This is a genomic window from Paenibacillus kobensis NBRC 15729 (assembly GCF_004000825.1).
GTDB lineage: Bacteria > Bacillota > Bacilli > Paenibacillales > Paenibacillaceae > Paenibacillus_T > Paenibacillus_T kobensis.
This window is the reverse complement of the sequence record NZ_BILZ01000073.1, coordinates 1-20,521: the sequence shown is the minus strand read 5'-3', so window position 1 is coordinate 20,521 and position 20,521 is coordinate 1. Positions and strand designations below refer to the sequence as shown.

Annotated in this window: 17 protein-coding genes and 1 other annotated feature; of the genes, 2 read left to right on the top strand and 15 right to left on the bottom strand. The window is 57.3% G+C overall.

Going from position 1 to position 20,521, the window contains the following annotated elements; translation table 11 throughout:
* The 13 genes from PKO01S_RS25735 to PKO01S_RS25675 form a co-directional block, all read right to left on the bottom strand.
* Positions 1–1,052 (bottom strand): NAD-dependent epimerase/dehydratase family protein (locus PKO01S_RS25735; RefSeq protein WP_127534310.1); only part of this gene is annotated, 1,052 nt, incomplete at its 3' end.
* A gap of 9 nt (positions 1,053–1,061) precedes the next feature.
* Positions 1,062–2,366: a class I SAM-dependent methyltransferase gene (locus PKO01S_RS25730; RefSeq protein WP_127534309.1), complete on the bottom strand. Its 1,305-nt coding sequence runs from the start codon at positions 2,364–2,366 to the stop codon at positions 1,062–1,064.
* Positions 2,367–2,370: 4 nt separating this feature from the next.
* A complete protein-coding gene (rfbG, locus tag PKO01S_RS25725) occupies positions 2,371–3,534 on the bottom strand; it encodes a CDP-glucose 4,6-dehydratase (RefSeq protein ID WP_127534308.1) in 1,164 nt (387 codons plus the stop codon).
* A 66-nt stretch (positions 3,535–3,600) separates the two neighbouring features.
* Positions 3,601–4,383 carry a glucose-1-phosphate cytidylyltransferase gene (rfbF, locus tag PKO01S_RS25720; protein WP_127534307.1) on the bottom strand — a complete coding sequence of 261 codons (783 nt, stop codon included), beginning with the start codon at positions 4,381–4,383 and terminating at the stop codon, positions 3,601–3,603.
* Positions 4,380–6,767 (bottom strand): methyltransferase domain-containing protein, encoded by a 2,388-nt coding sequence (locus tag PKO01S_RS25715; protein WP_127534306.1) that lies wholly within the window; start codon positions 6,765–6,767, stop codon positions 4,380–4,382. Before PKO01S_RS25715 ends, rfbF begins: the two co-directional genes overlap by 4 nt.
* Complete coding sequence (locus PKO01S_RS25710; protein ID WP_127534305.1) at positions 6,761–7,909, bottom strand: glycosyltransferase; 1,149 nt, start codon at positions 7,907–7,909, stop codon at positions 6,761–6,763. The genes PKO01S_RS25715 and PKO01S_RS25710 overlap by 7 nt, the downstream gene beginning before the upstream one ends.
* A gap of 138 nt (positions 7,910–8,047) precedes the next feature.
* Positions 8,048–8,473, bottom strand: coding sequence for a hypothetical protein (locus PKO01S_RS25705; RefSeq protein ID WP_127534304.1), 426 nt, complete (start codon positions 8,471–8,473; stop codon positions 8,048–8,050).
* 85 nt (positions 8,474–8,558) lie between these two features.
* A complete protein-coding gene (locus PKO01S_RS25700; RefSeq protein ID WP_127534303.1) occupies positions 8,559–9,662 on the bottom strand; it encodes a GerAB/ArcD/ProY family transporter in 1,104 nt (367 codons plus the stop codon).
* Between the two features lies 1 nt (position 9,663).
* On the bottom strand, positions 9,664–10,782 hold the full coding sequence (locus tag PKO01S_RS25695; RefSeq protein WP_127534302.1) for a GerAB/ArcD/ProY family transporter: 1,119 nt from the start codon (positions 10,780–10,782) through the stop codon (positions 9,664–9,666).
* Positions 10,783–10,802: 20 nt separating this feature from the next.
* On the bottom strand, positions 10,803–12,002 hold the full coding sequence (locus PKO01S_RS25690; protein WP_281278956.1) for a Ger(x)C family spore germination protein: 1,200 nt from the start codon (positions 12,000–12,002) through the stop codon (positions 10,803–10,805).
* An 89-nt stretch (positions 12,003–12,091) separates the two neighbouring features.
* Positions 12,092–13,636, bottom strand: a complete 1,545-nt coding sequence (locus PKO01S_RS25685; RefSeq protein WP_246070740.1) for a spore germination protein — start codon at positions 13,634–13,636, stop codon at positions 12,092–12,094.
* Positions 13,637–13,818: 182 nt separating this feature from the next.
* Positions 13,819–14,148, bottom strand: a complete 330-nt coding sequence (locus PKO01S_RS25680) for a YolD-like family protein (protein WP_127534300.1) — start codon at positions 14,146–14,148, stop codon at positions 13,819–13,821.
* The gene (locus PKO01S_RS25675; RefSeq protein ID WP_164779771.1) at positions 14,145–15,413 is read right to left on the bottom strand and encodes a DNA polymerase IV; all 1,269 of its coding nucleotides are present in this window, start codon (positions 15,411–15,413) and stop codon (positions 14,145–14,147) included. Before PKO01S_RS25675 ends, PKO01S_RS25680 begins: the two co-directional genes overlap by 4 nt.
* Before the next feature lie 513 nt (positions 15,414–15,926).
* On the opposite strand from PKO01S_RS25675, the gene PKO01S_RS25670 reads away from it, so the two are divergent.
* Positions 15,927–16,406, top strand: a complete 480-nt coding sequence (locus tag PKO01S_RS25670) for a hypothetical protein (RefSeq protein WP_127534299.1) — start codon at positions 15,927–15,929, stop codon at positions 16,404–16,406.
* 332 nt (positions 16,407–16,738) lie between these two features.
* Here the strand turns inward: PKO01S_RS25670 and tyrS are convergent, their stop codons facing one another.
* Together tyrS and PKO01S_RS25660 are read right to left on the bottom strand one after the other, a co-directional pair.
* On the bottom strand, positions 16,739–18,028 hold the full coding sequence (gene tyrS / locus PKO01S_RS25665) for a tyrosine--tRNA ligase (RefSeq protein WP_127534298.1): 1,290 nt from the start codon (positions 18,026–18,028) through the stop codon (positions 16,739–16,741).
* Between the two features lie 89 nt (positions 18,029–18,117).
* Positions 18,118–18,341, bottom strand: a binding site (T-box leader).
* A 60-nt stretch (positions 18,342–18,401) separates the two neighbouring features.
* Positions 18,402–19,748 carry a DUF2515 domain-containing protein gene (locus PKO01S_RS25660; protein WP_246070739.1) on the bottom strand — a complete coding sequence of 449 codons (1,347 nt, stop codon included), beginning with the start codon at positions 19,746–19,748 and terminating at the stop codon, positions 18,402–18,404.
* Positions 19,749–19,966: 218 nt separating this feature from the next.
* Here PKO01S_RS25660 and PKO01S_RS25655 point away from each other — a divergent pair.
* Positions 19,967–20,521 (top strand): SOS response-associated peptidase (locus PKO01S_RS25655; RefSeq protein ID WP_164779770.1); only part of this gene is annotated, 555 nt, incomplete at its 3' end.

Below are 20,521 nucleotides of genomic sequence, written 5' to 3'. Positions count from 1 at the left end.
GGCGGCACCAGCCGGTCCTCGCTATCGCCGCTGCCGTCTGCCTCGCGGCCAGCTTCATTGCGGTGCAATCTCCTTGGCATCCAACGGGCAGCGGCAGCGCGAACAAGCTCGGCAATTTCCCGTATCGTACGGCTTTCTCCCGAGCCGAGATTGTATAGCCCTGTGTCGGCCGCTTGCTTCCCCGTCTTCCCCGTCCGACCATCCGATTCGGTTGGTTCCGCTAACGATACCGGCATTTCCGCTGAATCGCTGACGGAATCAACCGGCAGTTCAACCGGCAGTTCAATTAGCAGTTCAGCCGCAACTGCAGCCGCCGCCGCATTGACGCCCCTCTCCGCAAGCGCGGCGAATGCATCCGCTGCATCGTCGACATACAGATAGTCCCACCGTTGCCCGCCCGGCGTCAGTGCCGGACTTTCTCCCGCCAGCAGCTGCCGCGTCATGGCCGGAATAAGCCAGACGCTGTTGTCGTCCGGACCGTATACGCTGAATATCCGCACCCAGCTGCCGCTAATCCCGAGATGCTGTGCCTCTGCGAGCGCCGCCTTCCCCGCCGCAAGCTTCGCTCTGCCGTAACCGGTCGTCGGCGCCTCAGCCGCCTCTTCATCCGCCCGTCCTTCGAGCCTGCCATATTCCGCCTGGGAGCCGGCTCCGATCCAACAGCAGCATCCGAGCCGAGCGGCCGTCCGCACCGATTCCAATACTGCCTCCACGTTCGAGGCTTGCACCGCATCGTTTCTCGCCGCTCCCGCTACGCCCGTCCAGCCGAGATGAAGCCATGCCCCGATTGGACCGCTGCGGCGTACAGCCTCTTCCAAACGCCCGGTCCATTCCGGCAGCCGCATCAAATCTCCTTCGATAAGATGAAGCGAAGGATGCTGCTCCGGCAGACGCCGGTTCGCCGACCCCGGCCGGACGACCGCGTATACGCGCCATCCGAGCGCAAGCAGCCGCCGGCAGACGGCGGCGCCGATAAACCCGGCGGCGCCAGTCACGACTGCCGCATGCTGTCTGCCGTCTGCATTCGGCATCCCGTTACGCATCCTGTCCATGACAATCCCTCACTTCAAAATATCGAGCATCGAAACGATCCGGTTCGGTGCGCCCGGAAGCTTCATGACCGCTTCGCGAATTTCGTCCATATAGCCGTAGCTGAATACGATCAGCGTATCGACCGGCTGCTGAGCCAATCGGCTTATGTCCGCCACCGGCACGCCCGATTTCGGCGCGCGCCTGCCGTGCAATCCGGTGTTGGCATCGCATACGTATGCCAACCGCCATGACGATGCCATCGCCGCCATCGTCATGACTCCGCGTCCTCCACCGCCATATCCGGCAATCCGCCGTCCGGCTGCCGCTTCGCGCTCGACGAACGCATCCAACGCAGCAATGCCGCTGTCCAGCTCGCGTTGAAATTCGTCATAATCGATCTGCGCTTCCTCGTCCACTAGAAGCAAGCGATCCGGCGAGTGTGCCGCATCGGTCGGTGCGGCTGCGATAAGCAGCGAGTTGCCTCGCCTTTCGTTCTCCGGCAGCAGATCCGTCGTCAGCAGCCGGAACCCGCTTCTTCCCAGCGCTTCGCCCAGCGTCCTCGCTGTCCAATAGGTGTAGTGCTCATGCTCGAACAAGCAATATTCCCTCCGCTCGACAATTCGAGCCAGATCGTGCACCTCAAGCACCAGCAACCCTTTTCCCGGATGCAGCACGTCACGCGCCGCGGCGAGCGTTCCTGCCGGATCAGGCAAATGATCAAACGTATAGGTCATTAACAGCACATCTGCGGGACGGAACGGCTCCGGCAGCAGCGCGGCCGTCTCTGGCTCGAACAACGCTTCCATCACGGGGACTCCCCGCTGCCGGCTCGCACGGCACAACTCCGACGAAGGCTCGACGCCGTATACGTCGGCACCCGCCCGCCGGAAGCACTCGAGCTGCGCGCCGTCGCCCGACCCGATCTCGATAACCGTGAAGCCCGGCTGCAGTCCGTACCGGTCGCGAACGGTATCCGCCAGCCGCTGCATGAACCGTGCCGCGAAAGGCGATTGGCCGACCGTATACCCGTAATCGACATAATACGGCGACAGATCGCGTTCGCCGACCGTCTGGGAGACGCCGCAATCGGCGCAAACGTACACATCGATGTCCGCAAGGAACGGAGCGGAACGATCGTCTAGCGGACGCAGTTCCTCCGTAAGCGGCATCGCGGGCAAATGCACCCATCTGCTCAACGGGCCGCTGCCGCACACCCGGCACCGACACGACTGTTTTGAAGCGGTATGTTCCGTCATCGCCGCAGACGCTTCCCGCCCTTCCGTTTCCGGTATCGGCAGCGCTCCCGCCAACCGTTCTTCCGCATCGTTGCCCATCGCTTTACCCCCCGCCTTCCGACTGCGGCCGGCTTGCCTGCTCCACCGCTTCGAACAGCCGCACCTGCCTCATGGTTACATCCTGCATCGGCACGCCTTGCAGCCATTGCGCATACCAATCCGCCGTATGCCGGATCGTTTCTTCCGCATCCCAGACAGGAAACCACCCTAACCGCGCCCGCGCCTTCGAGCTGTCCAGACGCAGCACGGCTGTCTCATGCGGTTGATCTGCTTCCGCATGCTCGATCGGAGCAGGCGCCCCTAATTTCGCAGCAATAGCGCCGGCTAGTTCGCGTACCGTCAGTTCCTGACCGGCCGGCGGCCCGAAATTCCACGCTTCCGCGTAAGCTGCTCCTTGTTCCTGGTATAGCCTCTCAGCAAGCTTCATATAACCTGACAGCGGATCAAGCGCATGCTGCCACGGCCGTACCGCCTCCGGATAGCGAAGCAGCAGCGGCGTCCCGGATTGCACCGATCGGACACAGTCCGGCACAATCCGCTCCGGCGCGAAATCGCCGCCGCCGATGACGTTGCCGGCGCGAACGGTCGCGACGGCGGCAGCCGCCGCAGTTCCCGCGTCCGCAATTCCTTTCGCCGCTGCCAATGCGCCAATGCTCCCCGCGCCCGGTGAATGCGCGAAGAAGGATCGCCGGTACGCATCGACGACAAGCTCCGCACACGCTTTGCTTACCGAATACGGGTCCGCCCCGCCGAGCGCATCATGCTCCCGGTAGCCATACTCCCATTGCCGGTTCGCATAGCATTTGTCCGAAGTCACAGCGACGACCGCCCGGACGGTCGGCTGGCGCCTGACTGCATCGAGCACGTTCGCTGTGCCCGTCACGTTAATGGCGATCGTCTCCGCGGGAGACGCATATGAACGGCGGACTAGCGGCTGAGCCGCCAGATGAAATACGATATCCGGCTTCGTGTCGCGCATCGATTGCTGCAGCTTATCTCCATCGCGCACATCGCCGCGTATCCATGGCAAATCAAGCTCGAGTCCGCAGATCCGGTACATCGCCGTCCCGGTCGGCAGCCCGTCACTGTAGCCAATGACCTCCGCGCCGCGCATCCGAAGCCACAAGCTCAGCCATGTCCCTTTGAACCCGGTATGTCCGGTCACGAATACCCGCTTACCTTCCCAAAACCGGTGTTTTCCGCTCACCGCTGCCTCACCGCTCCCTTATCCCGCCTGCCGATGCCCTTCACAAGCCGGCCGGCTGTCCTTCGCTCAATCCCAAACCTTCCACGGCGCGCCTTCCGAACGCCACTGCTCTTCCAGCATCGCTTTATCCCGCATCGTATCCATCGACTGCCAATATCCAGTATGCCGGTAAGCCATCAGCTCGCCTTCTCCCGCCAGCCGCTCGAGCGGTTCCTTCTCCAGCATCGTATCGTCTCCGTCGATCCGATCGAGCGCGCCCGGCTCCATAACGAAAAATCCGCCGCTTACCCAGTGACCGTCACCAGGGGGTTTTTCTGCAAAAGTCGTAACCGATTGATCGTCGTTCAATACGATCGTACCGAACCGTCCGACTGGCTGAACCGCCGTAACGGTTGACAATTTGCCGTGCGAACGGTGAAAGGCGAGCAGCTTCCGCAAATCCAGATTCGTCACTCCGTCTCCGTACGTCAGCATGAACGTCTCGTCTTTCAAATACCGCGCGGCCCGTTTCAGCCGTCCGCCCGTCATCGTTTCAAGCCCGGTATTGACGAGCGTTACCCGCCACGGCTCTGCCTGATGCCGGTGAATGATCCGCGCCGCTTGGTCGCCGCCAGTGAAGTCGAATGTCACGTCCGATTCGTGCAAAAAATAGTGGTCGAAGTATTCCTTCACCACGTATCCCTTGTATCCAAGGCAGACGACAAAGTCCGTGAAGCCGTAATGAGCGTAAATTTTCATAATATGCCATAAAATCGGCCGTCCGCCGATCTCGATCATCGGCTTCGGCTTGAGATGCGATTCCTCGCTAATTCTCGTTCCGAGCCCGCCTGCCAATATGACGACCTTCATTCCGGTGCGCCTCCTTTCCGCTTGCGGCACACGGCGACGATGTACATCGGTTCGCCGCTCCGGAACTGCCGGAACGGCAGAAGCTCGCTGCCGGTCTCGCGGATGACGTTCGCTTCACTTCGGTCCGCGCTCTGGTCATTCATTTGGCGGAGCCAGCGCATTGCCGCGAACCGAGAGTCGTCGACCCAATGCTGCCCATGCAGCTCCTCGATCGAATAATGCGCCAGCAAGTCGCCGATCAGCTCGCCGGTCCGGTACTCGAACCGGTGATGCGGATTGAACGGTTGATCTTCCCAATAGTTCGACGCATTCGTTACGGCCCGGTTCGGCGTCGAGACGATGAACCATCCGCCCGGCTTCAGCACGCGCGCGGATTCCCGTATCCAATCGTACCCGCTTTCGACATGCTCGATCGTCTCGAAGGAGACGACCGCGTCGAACGTTTCGTCTGCGAACGGCAAATTTAATACGTCGCCCTGCATGAAGACAATGCCCGGATGGCCGTAATCCCGCTGCGCGAGCCGGACTGTTTCGGCGTCGATATCGACGCCGATGACCGATGCGGCGCCTGCATCCCGAAGCATCCGCGCACCGTATCCCGCTCCGCAAGCGGCATCAAGCACATGCAAGCCGGATACGCGTCCTGCCGCGGCCTCATACCGCACGATATGCTCGTTGTAGACGTCGCGGAACAACGATTTCACTTCTTGGTTCACGACCAGCCGCTCGCCGGTAAACGCAACGTCGTTCTGCTCTTCCAACTGGTCCGAATCCGCCTCGGACGCCAAGCCTGGCGCAGCTGTTTCGGACGCCGCGCACTCTGCCGTCTCCACAGGTTCCGCAGTTCGCCCCGGTCCCTGCCACGGTCCCTGCCCTGGCCCCGCCTTCTCCGCCGCCTGACGCCCTGCCGTCCGCTCCTGCTCCGGCGCCTGCTCTAGCTCCAGTGCCTGCCGGCGCTGCGTCTCCTGCTCCGCCGTCTGCACGTACTCAGGCGCTGGCGCAGGAGCCTGCGCCTGCCGGGCCGCACGATCAGACGCGATCGCGGCCCGCTTGCCCGACAGCAGGAAGTAAGCGGAAGCCAGCTCTTCTTGCGGCACGCCTTCTTCCCGCTCGGCAGCCGCCGCCAGCGCAGCCTCGTCGCGGTCTGCGTTCGGCTCCAGCGCCAGCGCGTACCGGAGACGGCCGATGCCGGCCATTAGAAACCGCTCGCCCGCTTGGTCCGTCGCATACGCCGCTTGCTTTTTCTCCCCGCCGCCGCTGCCTCCGGTCTGATCGGCGTACCGGTAATACCGGCTATTCCGGAAACCGGCTATGATGCAGCCTCCCGGCCGAAGCTTGCGTATCAGCTTGTTCAGTTGATCGGTATGCTCTGCGTAGGCGTGCGCATTGCTAATCAGAATGAGGTCCAGCGTACCGTCCGGTATGGTCCAATCATCCGGCCGTCCGGACGCGAATATATGAATGCCTGCTGCCCTCGCGATTCGGGCCGCCGCTTCGGTCCGCTCTGCACCGAACAGCTCCGATCCCGGATAGCGGAACTTCAATGCCAGCAGCGTAGCTCCGCAAGCGCAGCCAATCTCGAGCGCGCGCAGAGGCGCGCCTTCCTCAAGCTGGTCCGTAAGAACACCCAGCATATCGAACCGGATGCTCATTGCCGATTCCGGATTGAGCCCCCATTTTTGTTGAAAGATATCCGTATTGCGGGCAAGCAGCTTAAGAAATTCAGACCGGTCATCGCCGAATGAAACGCTGCCGTAATGATGGATGAACGTATCGCGGCACAGCAGCAGCTTATAACCCGACAGCAGCATCCGGAAGCATAGATCATCGTCCTCGAAGTTGCCAATGCCGAACTGTTCGTCGAGCGGTCCTGCCTTCTCGTACGCTTCCCGCTTCATCAGCAGACAGAAGCCGATCAGCTTTATCCGCTCCTCCCATTTCGCCGGGTCCGAACGGTTATAGTCCGCGGCGAACGGCTCCATGTCATCCGTCGACGCATAGGGAACCGGTATGCTTGTTGAGTAGGAGGCGTTATTCGTGACAGGCCCGACCGCGCCGATATCGTCTCCGCTGAGCAGCGCCCGCTTCAAATTGTCCAGCCAGCCTGGCGCTGCGACCGTATCGTTGTTCAGCAGCATAAGCAAGTCGCCAGCCGCTTGCTCCAGCCCTTGATTGGTCGCCTTCGGAAAGCCTGCGTTCGAATCGTTCCGGATGAGCCGGACATCCGGCTGTTGTTCCAACCATTCAGGCGTCCCGTCTTCTGAGTTGTTATCGACGACAATCAGCTCGTAGGTTCCGTCTTCCGTATGCCGCCTAATGCTGTCGATACACTGCACGGTATAAGCCAGCTTGTTGTAGGTCACCATTACGATGCTCGTCAGCATGTCGTCTCCGATCCGCCGTCTTCAGCAGCAGCTGGTTCGTCCCCGCCGGCCTGCTTCGCTTCCGACAAGCCGAGCGCTTCCTCCAGACGCACCTTATTGTCGAGCAAATTTTCGTCCGCAGGCAAATAATGGAGCGCCTTCTCGTTATGCTCGTACGCCTTCTCCAATTCTCCAAGCCTCGCATAACAAATGCACAGCTGCACATGCGGCATCCATGTCCAACAGACCAGATTAAGCAGCCCCATATGGAACTTCGGCTTCGGCAGCGTTAACGCCGTTTCGTACCAATGAACCGCCGCCGGATAATTTCCCTTCCCTTCGAAGCAATAACCGATCGAGCAGCAGAAATCGGCCCGCGGCTTATCGTACTGCAGACTCAACAGCAGCGATTGCAGCTTATGGTCCAGTTGGCCGAGATGATGGTAACACTCCGCAAGCTTGCTGTACGCGAACACCCGGTCCTCCGGCGAGTCGCCCGGTGAAGAGACGAACCGCTCGTAATGTTCCACTGCCTCCGCATACATCTGCTGATCGACCAATTCGTTCGCATAATAAAACAAGCTGCGCCCTTCGAGCTCTGCCGAAGCACCTAGCAATTTTTTTTTGAAAATTTCCATATTCCTCGACGAATGATCTCCCATCCGTTCATGAGAGACGGCTGCTTCCGAAATAAACAATTTCCCTTCCCGAACGTCGAGAAACTCGTGAATCGGACTATGCCAACGGTATCCTTTCTCCCGTCTGACAATCCGGTTGCGCCTTGCTCCTGCCGCCGCATTGCCAGCCTTATCGAACGCCAAATGGTACTCCATAATAATAGAATCGATATCTTCCGGCATCTCTTCCTTCAGTTCGCGCAGCAGCTTCCGGTCTTTCTCCTTCAAAATGTCGTCGGCATCCAGCCACATGATGTGCGAGCAGGTTGCCTGATCGAACGAGAAGTTGCGCGCTGCCGCAAAGTCATCGATCCACTCAAAGTCGAAGATGCGGGCATTATACTTCGCCGCAATTTCCTTCGTGCTGTCCGTCGAGCCCGTATCGACGATGTTGATCTCATCCATCAGATCAGCGACCGAATCGAGACATCTTGCCAGTACCCCCTCCTCGTTCTTCACGATCATGCACAAGCTTATCGTTATCACGGGAGCCCTCCTTGCGCGCATATGTTGTTTCCTATCGTATGTAGCGCCCTCCCTATGCGTTTGGACACCCGCGCCCAAACGCAAAAAAGTTATGCGCCCGGCATGAGCGCATAACTTTTGGGGTTGCTAGTACATACGTTAGACCGTAGAGGAAGCGATGCCGAAGAACGTTTCAGGGCCGTTGCGAGCGCCTGTCAGAACAGCTAATGGTCCGCCAGAAATAAATGCCGAGTAGACCGTTTCTGCTGCTGCTGGTGCAAGCAAGTCTTGTGCGTTGAAGCTGTAAATGTCGGAACCGTTCAGTACGTTCAGAGCGATTGCTTGTTGAGCCGAGTAGATCGTCGTTCCGCCCGTAAGACCGCGAACGATTTCGATTGTGAACGTGTTGCCAAGTGCGCCGCCGCTAATGCCAACCGTGCCCGACAGCGTAACGATCGGGTTAGCTACGTTTCTCGTTTGCAGACCGATAATACCGAAAAGTTGAGGAGTAGTCGTCAAACTAACGCCGATAGAGCCGGATGCATTCGCGTTCATGGAACTTCTCATATCCAAAAAAGTACCCATTGCGATTCACCTCCTGTAATTCAAGTTACTATACAGTATGGAAATCGCATCGGCTTTGATTGGACAAACTACACGGGTTATACATTTATTTTGTCTGCAAGGCCGTGCGGTTCATCGCCGCCTTCCTTGCCACCCTGCGCGCGCCGATTACCAGCATGACGGCCGGAATGGCCATTTCAAAAACGAAGTTATACGGCATTAGAATATGGACCGCATTCCATATGTGGACGGCATAATTCCGTTCCACGAAGGTTGCGGCAAACAGCAGTCCGCCTACGCCCCAAGCGCATGCTTTCCAACTGCAGCGCAGCACGGGTTGTATGAGCAGCACCGTCGCCATATAGAGCACGGACAGCTTCACATATAAACCGAAGAACAGAAGCAGCGTCACGATAATGTCGAGCCGCTCGATGAACCCCCCAAGCTGAATCAGTTGAACGACCTCCAGCAGCGGGACGAAGGTTCCTGACGACATCTGCGGCCCGAGTACGGACATGATCACCGCATTGCCGTATACCAGCATGACCGTGACGGTCATGTAAGCGAGCAAAGTCGTTCTTGTCACTTTGCATGTTTCATTCGCAAATTGCCAGATCGCAAGAAACGTTATGATTTGGCCGAACGGAAAGACCATAATCTGCGGAATCGCGGCTCGTACGATCGTATCGAATCCGACGAACGGCATCAGCAGATGCCAATCGGGCAGCTTATTCAAATAAAGCATGGCAGCGATAAGCAAATAGCTGGCGAGCGTCAGCGGGAACAACAGCTCGATGACCCGAAACAACACTTCCACGCCCTTGATCACCGTATAAGTAGACAATAAGCATGCAATGAGCTTGATTAGCCAGGCTGGGGCGCTCCCAAGCAGCGTAAGCGATGTCAAGTCCGCATAATTCCATATTTGGTTCATCGCTTCATAGCCCTGCTCCGTCGCGTGCATGAGCGCAATTGCGCTGCCAAGCCACATGCCAAAATGCAGCCGGTACAATTCCGTCAATCCAGCTTCCGGGGCGCGGCGGTAAAGCCATAAATACATGCCCGCCAACAGCAAGCCAGCCGCGGATCCAACCAGCATCGCAAGCGGCGCGTTCTGCCGCGCTTTCACGCCAAGCTCGTACAATGGCGTGTTGCCTAGAATAAACATAATGATACCGACATAGAGCTGATGCGTTCCGATTCGCTGCATGTTACCCCGCCTTCCCTTCTGCTGCGGAAACTGGCGTATTCGTCTGCTTCGTCCCCCGAATGCGGAAGGCAGCGAGCAGCAACAGCACGACCGGTATGCCGACCTGCATGACGAGGCTGACCTTCAAGCTGATGCCGAGCCCGATCCACAGATGGACCGTATTGTTGCGTTCCAAGAAGGAGGTCCCATAAATCGCTGCCCCGATGATCACTGCTCCCCATTTGTACGAAATATGGAACAGCTCACGAAGAACAATGGCCGCCCCCAAATAGAAAGCGGTCAATTTAATATACAAACCAATGAACAGCAGCAGCGTGACGACGACGTCGAGCCGCTCGACGAAATTAGCGACCTGTACGAGTTGAACCACTTCCAAGTACGGCAATGCGGACACGGCAGCCAGCGGCCCAAGGACCGATACGATCATCGCATTCATGAGCACGATGAATAAGGCGCCAGCCGTGTAACCCCAATACGCGGTTTTTCGTATCGCCTTCCGGTTCGCCGCAAACTTCCAGAATACAAGAAAGATAACCCCTTGGGTGAACGGGAAGGAGAAGATATCCGGCAAAGCGGCGCGTACGACCGGCATCAAGCCTTGCTCCAGTACCGGGCGAAGCATTCGGACATTAGGAAGGCCCTTCAGCAGCACGAGCATCCCCAGCAGGAAATAGCTGCCGAGCACAACGATGAACAGCAGCTGCGTCGTCCGGAAGAACGACTCGTTCCCGTTAATGACTGTATACCAAGCTATAAACATAATAATGCCCATGATAATCCATTTCGGACTGTTCTGCAGCAGCGACAACGACGTCAGTTCGCCGAAATCGCGCACGTTGCGCATCGATTGATAGGCGAAGAATACGGCATACAGAAGTCCGATCACAACCGCCATCCAGCGTCCGACCGTTAGCCTCAGCAGCTCGATCAGCCCCGCATCGGGCTTTCTCTGCTGCAGCGCAACGAATACGGTCATGACGATGACTCCGGCCACAGCTCCTATCACTACGGCGATCCATGAGTCCTGCTTGGCCTTGCTGCCGAGCAGGAACAGAGGCGTGCTGCCGATATGAAACATGATAACCATAACGAACAACTGATACGATCCGATCCGGTTCATAATCCGCCCCTTTCCGCCCTTTAGCTGCCGCCAGCCTTTTTCTGCATCTTCCGGAATGAATCGGTGCTCATGCCGGTTCTCTCAATGACGACATCGACTTTCGTGTCAATCTTAGCTTCCGGAAAAATTTGCTCGTTCCACCGCTTCATTATGGCGTCCCATTGCCGCGGGTATTGAAGCCGGACGGCTACGCCCAAGCCGATGATGTCCGCCTTCTGTTCTTGAACGGCCTTGAAGCCTGAATTCGCCATGAGAGCGATTTTGTCCGCCGCCCGCCGCTCCAACGCCGCTATGCTGGCTGGCTTGCTAAGGTCCGCTTCGCAAGGATACTCCAGAAGCGTGCCTCTGGCCTTAATGCGGACATCCAGCTTCCAATTATCGCCGTCCTTCACCGCTTTGCGTTTCGTCTTCATATGATGAACTTTCATGACAGCCTTCTCCCCTGGATGGTTGTCGTCGCACGTGAACCATACGGTGCTTTGCTTGATTTGTCCGCGCACCCACATGACGCCGTAACTTTGGTCGCGCGTCAGCCAGCCGACCATCTTATCGTCTTGGAGAAGTCCTAGCTCCGCCAGCTTTATTTTGGAGCTGGAGTAGGTTTTGGCTGTTTTTTGCGTCGAATCGAGCGGATCGGTTCCCGAAATCTCCAAGCTCGGAATGCCCGACGATTTCGTAGGGCCAAGCAGCTCGAGCAGCGCCCGGTACACCGTCATATTCGGCAGCGTTGAACCATTGTTCTCTTCGTTTACGATCATCCTCGCAATGGCCGCACCCGGAATTTCCTCCAGTGGAATGAGGTGCTCAAGGATGTCCCGCGCGCTATGCTTTGTCAGGAAGATGTTGACCGTTTCACGCGAGTCGGGGTTGCGCAAGTACGCGTCGAACAAGCTCGTCAATCCGTGCTTTGCCGCACGCTCGCTGACGACGACGATTTGATTTTGCGAAAAATACAGCCGCCGCGACATCTCGTAGCTCGACTTGCTGATCGCTCCGCGTATCGAGTCGCCGGACGTCGAGAAGACGTTGATCGGCGCAGCGCCCGATGCTCCGCCGCCCATGCCGTGACTGGAAATCGCTTGCGGAAGCACGAGTTGATACGAGACGATCCATTTGCCGTCCTTCCAATCGATGCCGGAAGCCGACACGATACTAATCTCGTTAAGTTCGGTCCGGCCGCTGCAGCCGGTTATGATTGCGCTCATCAAGACTACCAGCATCGCACAGCAAGCCAATCGGTTCCCTCCGCAGCGCATATCACAATCCCCCCGTCGACAATGAATGAATGAATGAATGAATGAATGAACGGCTACTCCTTCTGATGGCGGGGCCTATGCCCTCTCTGCCTGCGCGGATTGACACTGCTCACCGCAACAAGCCGGAAGACGCGTGCCCACCACGGCAGACGAATAAGCATATCCAGCCAGGTCTCTCTTTTCACCGGAGCAAACGGCGCCATGTATGGCACGCCGAACGATCGCAGCCCCGTCATATGAATAATGAGGAACAGCATGCCGGCCATTATGCCGAATATGCCGAGCATGCCCGCAAGCAGCATAAGCGTGAACCGGATCAGCCGCGATGCGCTAGCCATGCTCATCTGCGGCGTCACGAAGTTCGAGATCGCCGTGAACGACACAACGATAACCATTGCAGGCGATACGAGTCCGGCTTGTACCGCCGACTGGCCGAGTACGAGTGCGCCGACGATGGAGATCGCCGGACCGACCGCCCGCGGCATCCTGACTCCCGCTTCCCGCAGCACCTCGAATGTCAACTCCATGAGCAGCGCTTCGACCAGCGCAGGGAAAGGAATGCCTTCGCGCTGCGACGCCAGGCTGATGAGCAGCGGCGTGGGCAGCATTTCCTGATGGAACGTTGTGATGGCGATAAAGAGCGAAGGCAGCAGCATCGATACGAGAAACGCTCCGTACCGAAGCAGCCTAAGAAACGTCGAAATGTCAAACCGCTGATAATTGTCTTCCGCCGAGCGGAAGAAATGAAAGAACGTTACCGGCCCGGCTAATGCGAACGGTGTTCCGTCCACCAGAATAATCATTTGACCGTCCAGCAAATACGTTGCGGCGGTATCCGGACGTTCCGTATTCATCATCGTCGGGAAAGGCGTATAGGTTTGGTCCGAAATAAACTCTTCGATATAGTTGCTTTCCAGAATGCCGTCGATATCGATCGCCTGGATTCGTTCTTCGACTTCTTTCACGACATGAAGGTCGGTAATATTGTTCATATATACTAGACCGACCGTCGTCCTTGTCTTCCGGCCTACGGTGTAGGATCGCAATCGGAAGTCAGCCGAACGGACAATCCGGCGCAGCAGTCCGATGTTCGTTGCGATGTTCTCGGTGAAGCTGTATTGCGGCCCGCGAATAACCGTTTGCGTATTCGGTTCTGCTACCGAGCGCTGCTCGCCTCCGCTCGTATCGGCGGCGATCGCTTCGCGGAATCCGTTGGTCAGTATGAGACATTGTCCGTCGAGCAGCGCATTGACCGCCTCCTCCTGCATCGAGACCTGCTTCGTCGACCCGGTCGTAATGACCCGTTGGCGCAGCGTCTCGATCCAGCTCGACTTGCCCGGCGGAGCAGACCATCCCATTACCGGGTTGATGACGTTCTGATGAATCGCGTCCTCTTCTACAATTCCTTTGATATAAGCGATCACCATCTCGACGCCTGGCATCGCGTCGCTGCGCAGTGCCCGGATGACGAAATCGCTGCTCTCCCCCAGCTTGGCGGTCAGCATCTTAATGTTTACGCCAAGGTTCGTACTGAGCGGCTCCGGCTTGCCGCTGTCCGGCTTCGGTCCGCTCGGGCCTTTCTCCTTGTTGCTGAACAAGCGCAAGCCCCCCTCTCCAATGAACGGTTTTCCAGCTAATTCTTATGTTGGATAATTGGGCCGATAATTATGTACGCGCAGACTGCCTCGTCTGCCATAGCAGCATAATGAGGGCTGCCGTTAACCGGCAGCCCCCTGTATCAATAGAATGATAAATTAGACATGCATGCTTCCAAATAAGATTAAGCCGAATACTCGTCGACGCCCTCGATATGCCGAATCTCGAACCATTCACCGTCTACCATGAACCGCCCGCGGTAATGGTCGATCCGTTCCACCGTCCCGATCACCTTCGTCTCCTCGTACGGATGATACATCCGCAGCGCAATTGGCTGCCGCAGCTCCATCGACTCTGCTACCGCGCGCGAAATCTGCTCCCACTCATGCTCGTCAAGCTCTGAAGGCTGCCGATACTTTGCCGCTTTGGCGCTGCTCACAATTTCGGCTTTATGCTCGGGCAGCATCATGCGGCTCGACTCCCACAAGCCGTTGCCTTGCAGTTTCTTACTCATTTGTAATGACCTCCGATTTTGCCGGAACGATCCCGCGCCTGACCGGCAGGCGTCATGGAAACCGCGCGCATGATGATCGAATCCCCGTATTTCTCCTTGAGAGCGTCCGTCGCCCGCTCCAGCGCCATCGAACGCTCGCGGTCATCGAACAGCGCCAACTGATAATGCTCGCTGTCTTGGAACTGCGCCAGCGTTACGCCTACCTTGCGGACCGGATTGCCGTCCCAGTACCGCTCCAGCAGTTGAACCGCAGCGCGGTACACCTGATTCGTCACATTCGTCGGGTCCATCATCTTCATCTGGCGGAAAAATCCGGTCGGCCGGTCGAAGTCGGCCCCTTGGCAGCCAACGGCGATAACCTGCCCCATAAACCCTTTGCCGCGGCACCGCTGGCATACAAGCTCCGTCAGTTCCAGCAGCACGACTTTAAGCTCCTCCAGCGTGCCGTAATCCCGGGGCAGCGTCATCTGATGACCGATCGACTTGGGCGCTTCCTCATGCGTCTGCGGTGTAACGGGACTATCGTCCTCGCCGTTGGCGATCCGCCAATACAGCTCTGCGTTAATGTCCGAGTTCTTGCCGAACTTGCGCCGCATAAGCAGCTTGAGCCGCTCCAGCGGCGTATTGGCGAGATCGCCGATCGTCTCGATGCCCATCGACCGGAAGTGGTGCGTCATCCGGTTGCCCGCCATGAACAGCTTCTGAATCGGCAGCGTCCAGAGCGTGCCCGCCAGTTTGTCCTTCGGCAACACATACACGCCGGACTCGTTCTTCTTCGCATAGTTATCGCAAGCGGTCTTCGCTAATATTTTGTTCTCCGAAATGCCGAAGCGGCAGTAAATGCCCGTCTCCGCCAGCACATGCTGCTGGATCTGCCTCGCCATCTCCTCGTAGTCGCCGCTATAACGGTGCAGCGCTCCCGTTACGTCGATGAACTGCTCGTCGATGCTGTACGGCTCCACCAGATCGGTATAGGAGCGGTAAATCTCCGATATTTGCAGCGATACCCGGATATATTCCGCCATCCGAGGGCGGACGATCACGACGTCCGGACACTTCGCTATCGCTTCGCCCAGCCGCTCGGCCGTCGTCACCCCTTTCGCCTTCGCGAGCGGGCAAGCAGCCAGCACAATGCCGGACCTCCGCTCGGGATCGCCCGCCACGACGACCGGCTTGCCCGCATATTCCGGATGATGCGCCTTCTCGACGCTGGCATAGAACGACTGGCAATCGGCCAGCATAATGGTACGACTAACGACAGCCATGGCGGCTCACCGGACGGCGCAGCGTCCTCGCGCGAGTGAGGGATGTACAGCAATCGGCAATCGGCTCCACTGTAATCAGCACTCTAACCCCTCCATATAAGCAAACATGCGTTCCTATTCCGTATTTATTATATACAGAACAAACGTTCTTATACCAGCCCATTTTTAATGCCAAAATATGACTGTCCGGCACAAGCGCAAAAAAGCAGAAGCCCTTGAGCGATCCTAAAGATCGACCGAAGAGCTGCTGCTATTAATGAGCCGCTATAAATGACAGGAGACATTGAATCCGTTTCCACGCGTTTAAACATTCAAAATCAGGAAACGGGCCAATAAATTGCATTTTACATTCCTCATCGTGAAGGGTAATATTCCTCTAGATAGTTTAATAGGTCAGACAAAAGCAGCCCCTATGCTGCGGAGCAGTCCGGGAGAGTAGACATTCTCTGCTCTGCCGGGCTATTTGGCATGCCCGTCAAGCCCACCCTTTGCTTATTTAGGAGCGTGATTTCTTTGATTGTAACCGATGAACCTCTGCTGAATCTCCGTCTCGGCAGCCCGCAGACAAGCAAACTGTCCTTCATCGAAGTATTTAAATGTGACGGTTATCCTGAACAACTACATACGAATCGATCGGCTGTCGATGCCGGCTTGCCAAGCGTTATATGGCTGCACCTCTACTCCGATGGGCTCTCCGGATGGGGCTGCTGTCTAATGGCACCTGCTGGACAGCGTTTCGATCTGATCCAATGGGCGTCGGTTTTCTCCAAATGGAGGGGGCTCTCAGCAACTGAATGCATGGAACTGGTGCGGAATGACGGAGATCGCTGGGGAACCGAAAGAAAAGAACTCGCCTTTTCAGCATTGCTTAACTTGAATGAGCGCTTCATTGGTCCGCATAGGAGCCTAAACGCCAATCAGCAAGATCAAGTTCCGCAACGCGCGGAACTTTTTGAACGTGCGCAATCCTACTTCTACTATTCATTGAATTGATTTGCGTCACTCGACGTTTACGCAGCAGTCTAGCCCGTGGCTGTTCCCCTTCACCTATATGGACAAAAAAATAAGAGTCCCAGAAGGACTCTTATTCCGAAAGTTACTTGATTAGAGACAGATTAAGAGTCTCTGCAAGACCCTTAATCCAGTCGACGACGCCGAAATAAACACGGAGCGAATGAATAAGTGTCTTCGGAGGACGCTTATTTCCAGCCGCGCCTCCCCAGCCAGCAAATAAGTGTCTTCTAGAGACTCTTATTTGCTCTCTGATCTCCCCATGCTCTATAGCCCGCTCATCCCCTAGCAGAGATTATGCCGACTGGACAATTCTACTCGAAACGCACCAGGAAGTAATTTTTCTTGCCGCGGCGAAGCACGGCGTACTTGCCATGCAGACGCTGCTCTTGGCCGACGACCGCCTCGATGCTCGTCGTCTTCTCTCCGTTGACGTACACCGCGCCGCTCTCGATGTCTTGACGCGCTTGGCGCTTAGACGGAGCCGCCTTCGCCGCCAACAGCAGATCGATCAGCAGCGGCTCTTCGCCAGCTGCCTGCTCGACCGTCGGCATGCCTGCGAGCGCTTCGACGAGCTCATCTTCACTGAGCTTCGTTACGTCGCCGGAGAACAGCGCCTCCGTAATGCGCTCTGCGCTGTCCACTGCTTCGCTGCCGTGCACAAGGCGCGTCACTTCGCGGGCCAGCTCACGCTGCGCCGCACGTTTCTCCGGTCGCTCGCGAACCTCGGCTTCGAACTCTTCGATGCGGTCGCGGTCCAAGAACGTGAAATATTTCAGGAACTTGATGACATCATTGTCATCCGTGTTGATCCAGAACTGATAGAACGTGTAGACGGATGTTTTCGTAGAATCGAGCCATACGGCGCCGGATTCCGACTTGCCGAACTTCTTGCCGTCGCTTTTCGTCACGAGCGGCATCGTCATGCCGTAAGCGTCGCCGCCGCCCATTTTGCCGATCAGGTCGAGACCAGCCGTAATGTTGCCCCATTGGTCGCTTCCGCCGATTTGGAGCGAACAGCCCTGCTCTTGCTGCAGCTTGTAGAAGTCATACGCTTGCAGAATCATGTAGCTGAATTCTGTGAACGAGATGCCGTTCGCCAGACGCGAATCGACCGAGTCTTTTGCCAGCATGTAGTTGACCGTAAAATATTTGCCTACGTCGCGCAGGAACGAAATCGTGTCGAGCGGCGCCAGCCAATCGTAGTTGCTGACGAGCTTTGCGGCGCTGCCGTCCTCTTTGAAATCGAGGAAGCGGGACAACTGGCGCTTCAGGCTGTCCGTCCATTGCGCAACCGTATCGGCCGTATTCAGCGAACGTTCCGTGGAGCGGCCGCTCGGATCGCCGATGAGGCCCGTACCGCCGCCGACAAGAGCGATTGGACGATGGCCAGCCAACTGGAAGCGGCGAAGCATCAGAATCGGCAGCAGGCTGCCGATGTGCAGGCTATCCGCCGTCGGGTCGAAGCCGCAATACAGGGAAACCGGCTCCGTGTTCAGCTTCTCTTGAAGCTCGTCGCGGTTCGTCGATTGATGAATAAGGCCGCGGTATTCCAGATCTTCAAGCAAATTAGTCGCAAGGCCGGTTGCAGTTGGTTGTGTCATAACAGAATCTCTCCTTTGAATTCATGATGAGCAGCAGCAGCGAATGCAATACAGGCCATCACAACAAAAAAAGACCCGTCCTGTCATCTGACAGGGACGAGTCATCGCGGTACCACCCTATATTGAACATGCGCCAAGCATATTCCACTCTATCGGATAACGGCCGACAGCCGTCTTGTCCTTCCGTTAACACGGTTTCGGTTCAAGAAGCTCAGGGACGTAATTCGCGTCTGGTCGTGTACCGGCTTGCACCAACCGCCGGCTCTCTGGAACATCGTGCACGGACGCTACTGTTTCCCTTCGTTGCTTGTGCTTATTGTTCATTTTATACCATTGTTTGCGGCCGTGTGTCAATCGGCATGTCGGTATTGGGCTACTCCTTCCCGTCTAGCAGGTCCGGAATCCGGTGCGAGGCGGCAGCCGCGAGCTCCAGCTTATCCAGCAAGAATCCGTATTCATTCGTCATTTCGAACGTGGATGGCAGCGGCAAGTTGGCAAAATAAGGCTCGACAGCCGAGGCGCTGACGAACCAGTCCCCCGACTCAGGAGGCAAAACGGGGACGTCTGGCCATGCTGCGCTAAGCTCTGGACTGAACGGCGGCTCGGCTCCGGGTTTTAGCAGGCCGCCTTTTAGACGCTCGTTGTAGGGCTTCTCCGGCAAACCTTGCCGGACCGGGGCGAACAATTGCGGCGCATAATCAGCTCTGGAGCCGGTGTGCCGGACGCTCGATACGAATGATCGGACACCCGCAGCAACCGTCGGTACGCCGAACAGGACGGCATAGAGCCGCTTGCCGAATTCAATTCGCTCCCGGACGCTGCTGAATCGCTCGATAATAAGGCCGGCCACCCGCATACCGCCCGGCTCCGTTCCATGCGCATAAGGCAGGAGAACCGCGTTCAGCTGCAGCAGCGACTGCATGCCGAAAAACAGCGTATCGACGACACGCTTACGGTAATACGGATTGGCAACGATCCGCTTCTCGATGTAGTGCTGTTCGTTAACGATCAGCGCAACGGTAAGAATGGCGCTGTCGCGGGTTGCCCAGAACCTTTCCCATACCGGCGCCATAAAGCGGGTTACGCCCAGAGCGGGCAGCAAATGAAACAGCGGGCGGCCGGCCCTTACGCTGTGCTCATACAGCAGCAGCTGCGGATAAGCGTCGCCGAAAATAAGGGCATTGGCCCGTTCGAGAAACCGGAACACGTCGTTTCTTTTCGGTTCGCTGAGCAGCCTCGGAAGCCACTCCCCTTGCAGATCGGTCATGTTCCAGCCGCCGTTGCGCGATACAAGATGCGCCAGAAGCGCCCAATGCAGCTCCGGCCGGCGCTCGTAAACGGTATAATAAGCCATCGTGCGCGTCACATTGTTACGGTTTCGCAGCATCGTTTCCTCTCGGATATTGGCCAGCAACTCCCGCTCCTGCCTACTCAGACCGCTCTCCTTCGGTTCGCCCGAATGTGCGGCTGGCACACGCTCAAGCTTTCTCCATGCTTCGGCAAGCGATGCTGCTGCCATAGCGTCTAGCGAAGGCAGATCGGCTAGATCGGCCATCGCGTCGGACGAAGCCATCGCTTTCCATTTGCCTGCAGCATACCGGGCTGCATATACAGCCGCGTCCACCGGCAGCCGGAGAAAGCGAAGCATACCGGATGCTGCGGCGGCACTTAGCCGTTTGACGCGCGCAGCTGCCGGCCCCCATTGCAACTTATTTGCCACGCGCATGCTCCCTTCCCGCAGAAACCTCCGCATACTTACCAATATGGTCTTATATGTACGCGCCATCTTTATATTATTTACACACTGACGGAGTGAGGGACAGAGCGGCTCCAATAGTATCCGCCCGAATCCATCGAGCTAATCAGCCGGTTGCGATGTATAATAGAGGCACTATAGGATGGATCGATATCAATATTTGTGAAAAGAGGAATGAGCAGATGTGCGGACGATATACGCTTACGGTGTCGCTCGAGGAAATGATGCTCCGGTTTATGATCGGCCAATCGTCGGTGCCGTACCACCGCCCCAAATATAACGTCGCACCGGGACAGCTCGTCATGGCGATTGTAAGCGACGGACAGCAGAACCGGCTGGGCGAGCTGAAATGGGGCCTCGTGCCGCCATGGGCGGACGATCCGAAGATCGGGAACAAAATGTTGAACGCGCGGGCCGAAAGCGCAGCGGACAAGCCCGCATTCCGCGAAGCTCTCCGCCGTAAGAGGTGTCTCGTGCCGGCTGACGGCTTCTATGAATGGCAGACGAAGCAAGACGGGACAAAGCAGCCGATGCGCATCGTCATGAAGGACCGAAAGACGTTCTCCATGGCCGGCTTATATGAAACATGGATCGCGCCGGACGGCTCGAAGCTGAGCACTTGCACCGTGCTTACGACGACGCCGAATGGACTAATGGCTCCGATCCATAACCGGATGCCGGTGCTGCTGCGCCCAGAGGACGAGCCGTTATGGCTTGACCGGACTGTACAGGATCCG

Excerpts from the sequence above, each read along its gene's own strand:
- PKO01S_RS25730 (WP_127534309.1), bottom strand. The coding sequence starts at position 2,366 with ATGGGCAACGATGCGGAAGAACGGTTGGCGGGAGCGCTGCCGATACCG.
- rfbF (WP_127534307.1), bottom strand. The coding sequence starts at position 4,383 with ATGAAGGTCGTCATATTGGCAGGCGGGCTCGGAACGAGAATTAGCGAG.
- PKO01S_RS25715 (WP_127534306.1), bottom strand. The coding sequence starts at position 6,767 with ATGCTGACGAGCATCGTAATGGTGACCTACAACAAGCTGGCTTATACC.
- PKO01S_RS25705 (WP_127534304.1), bottom strand. The coding sequence starts at position 8,473 with ATGGGTACTTTTTTGGATATGAGAAGTTCCATGAACGCGAATGCATCC.
- PKO01S_RS25700 (WP_127534303.1), bottom strand. The coding sequence starts at position 9,662 with ATGCAGCGAATCGGAACGCATCAGCTCTATGTCGGTATCATTATGTTT.
- PKO01S_RS25695 (WP_127534302.1), bottom strand. The coding sequence starts at position 10,782 with ATGAACCGGATCGGATCGTATCAGTTGTTCGTTATGGTTATCATGTTT.
- PKO01S_RS25690 (WP_281278956.1), bottom strand. The coding sequence starts at position 12,002 with ATGCTGGTAGTCTTGATGAGCGCAATCATAACCGGCTGCAGCGGCCGG.
- PKO01S_RS25680 (WP_127534300.1), bottom strand. The coding sequence starts at position 14,148 with ATGAGTAAGAAACTGCAAGGCAACGGCTTGTGGGAGTCGAGCCGCATG.
- PKO01S_RS25675 (WP_164779771.1), bottom strand. The coding sequence starts at position 15,413 with ATGGCTGTCGTTAGTCGTACCATTATGCTGGCCGATTGCCAGTCGTTC.
- tyrS (WP_127534298.1), bottom strand. The coding sequence starts at position 18,028 with ATGACACAACCAACTGCAACCGGCCTTGCGACTAATTTGCTTGAAGAT.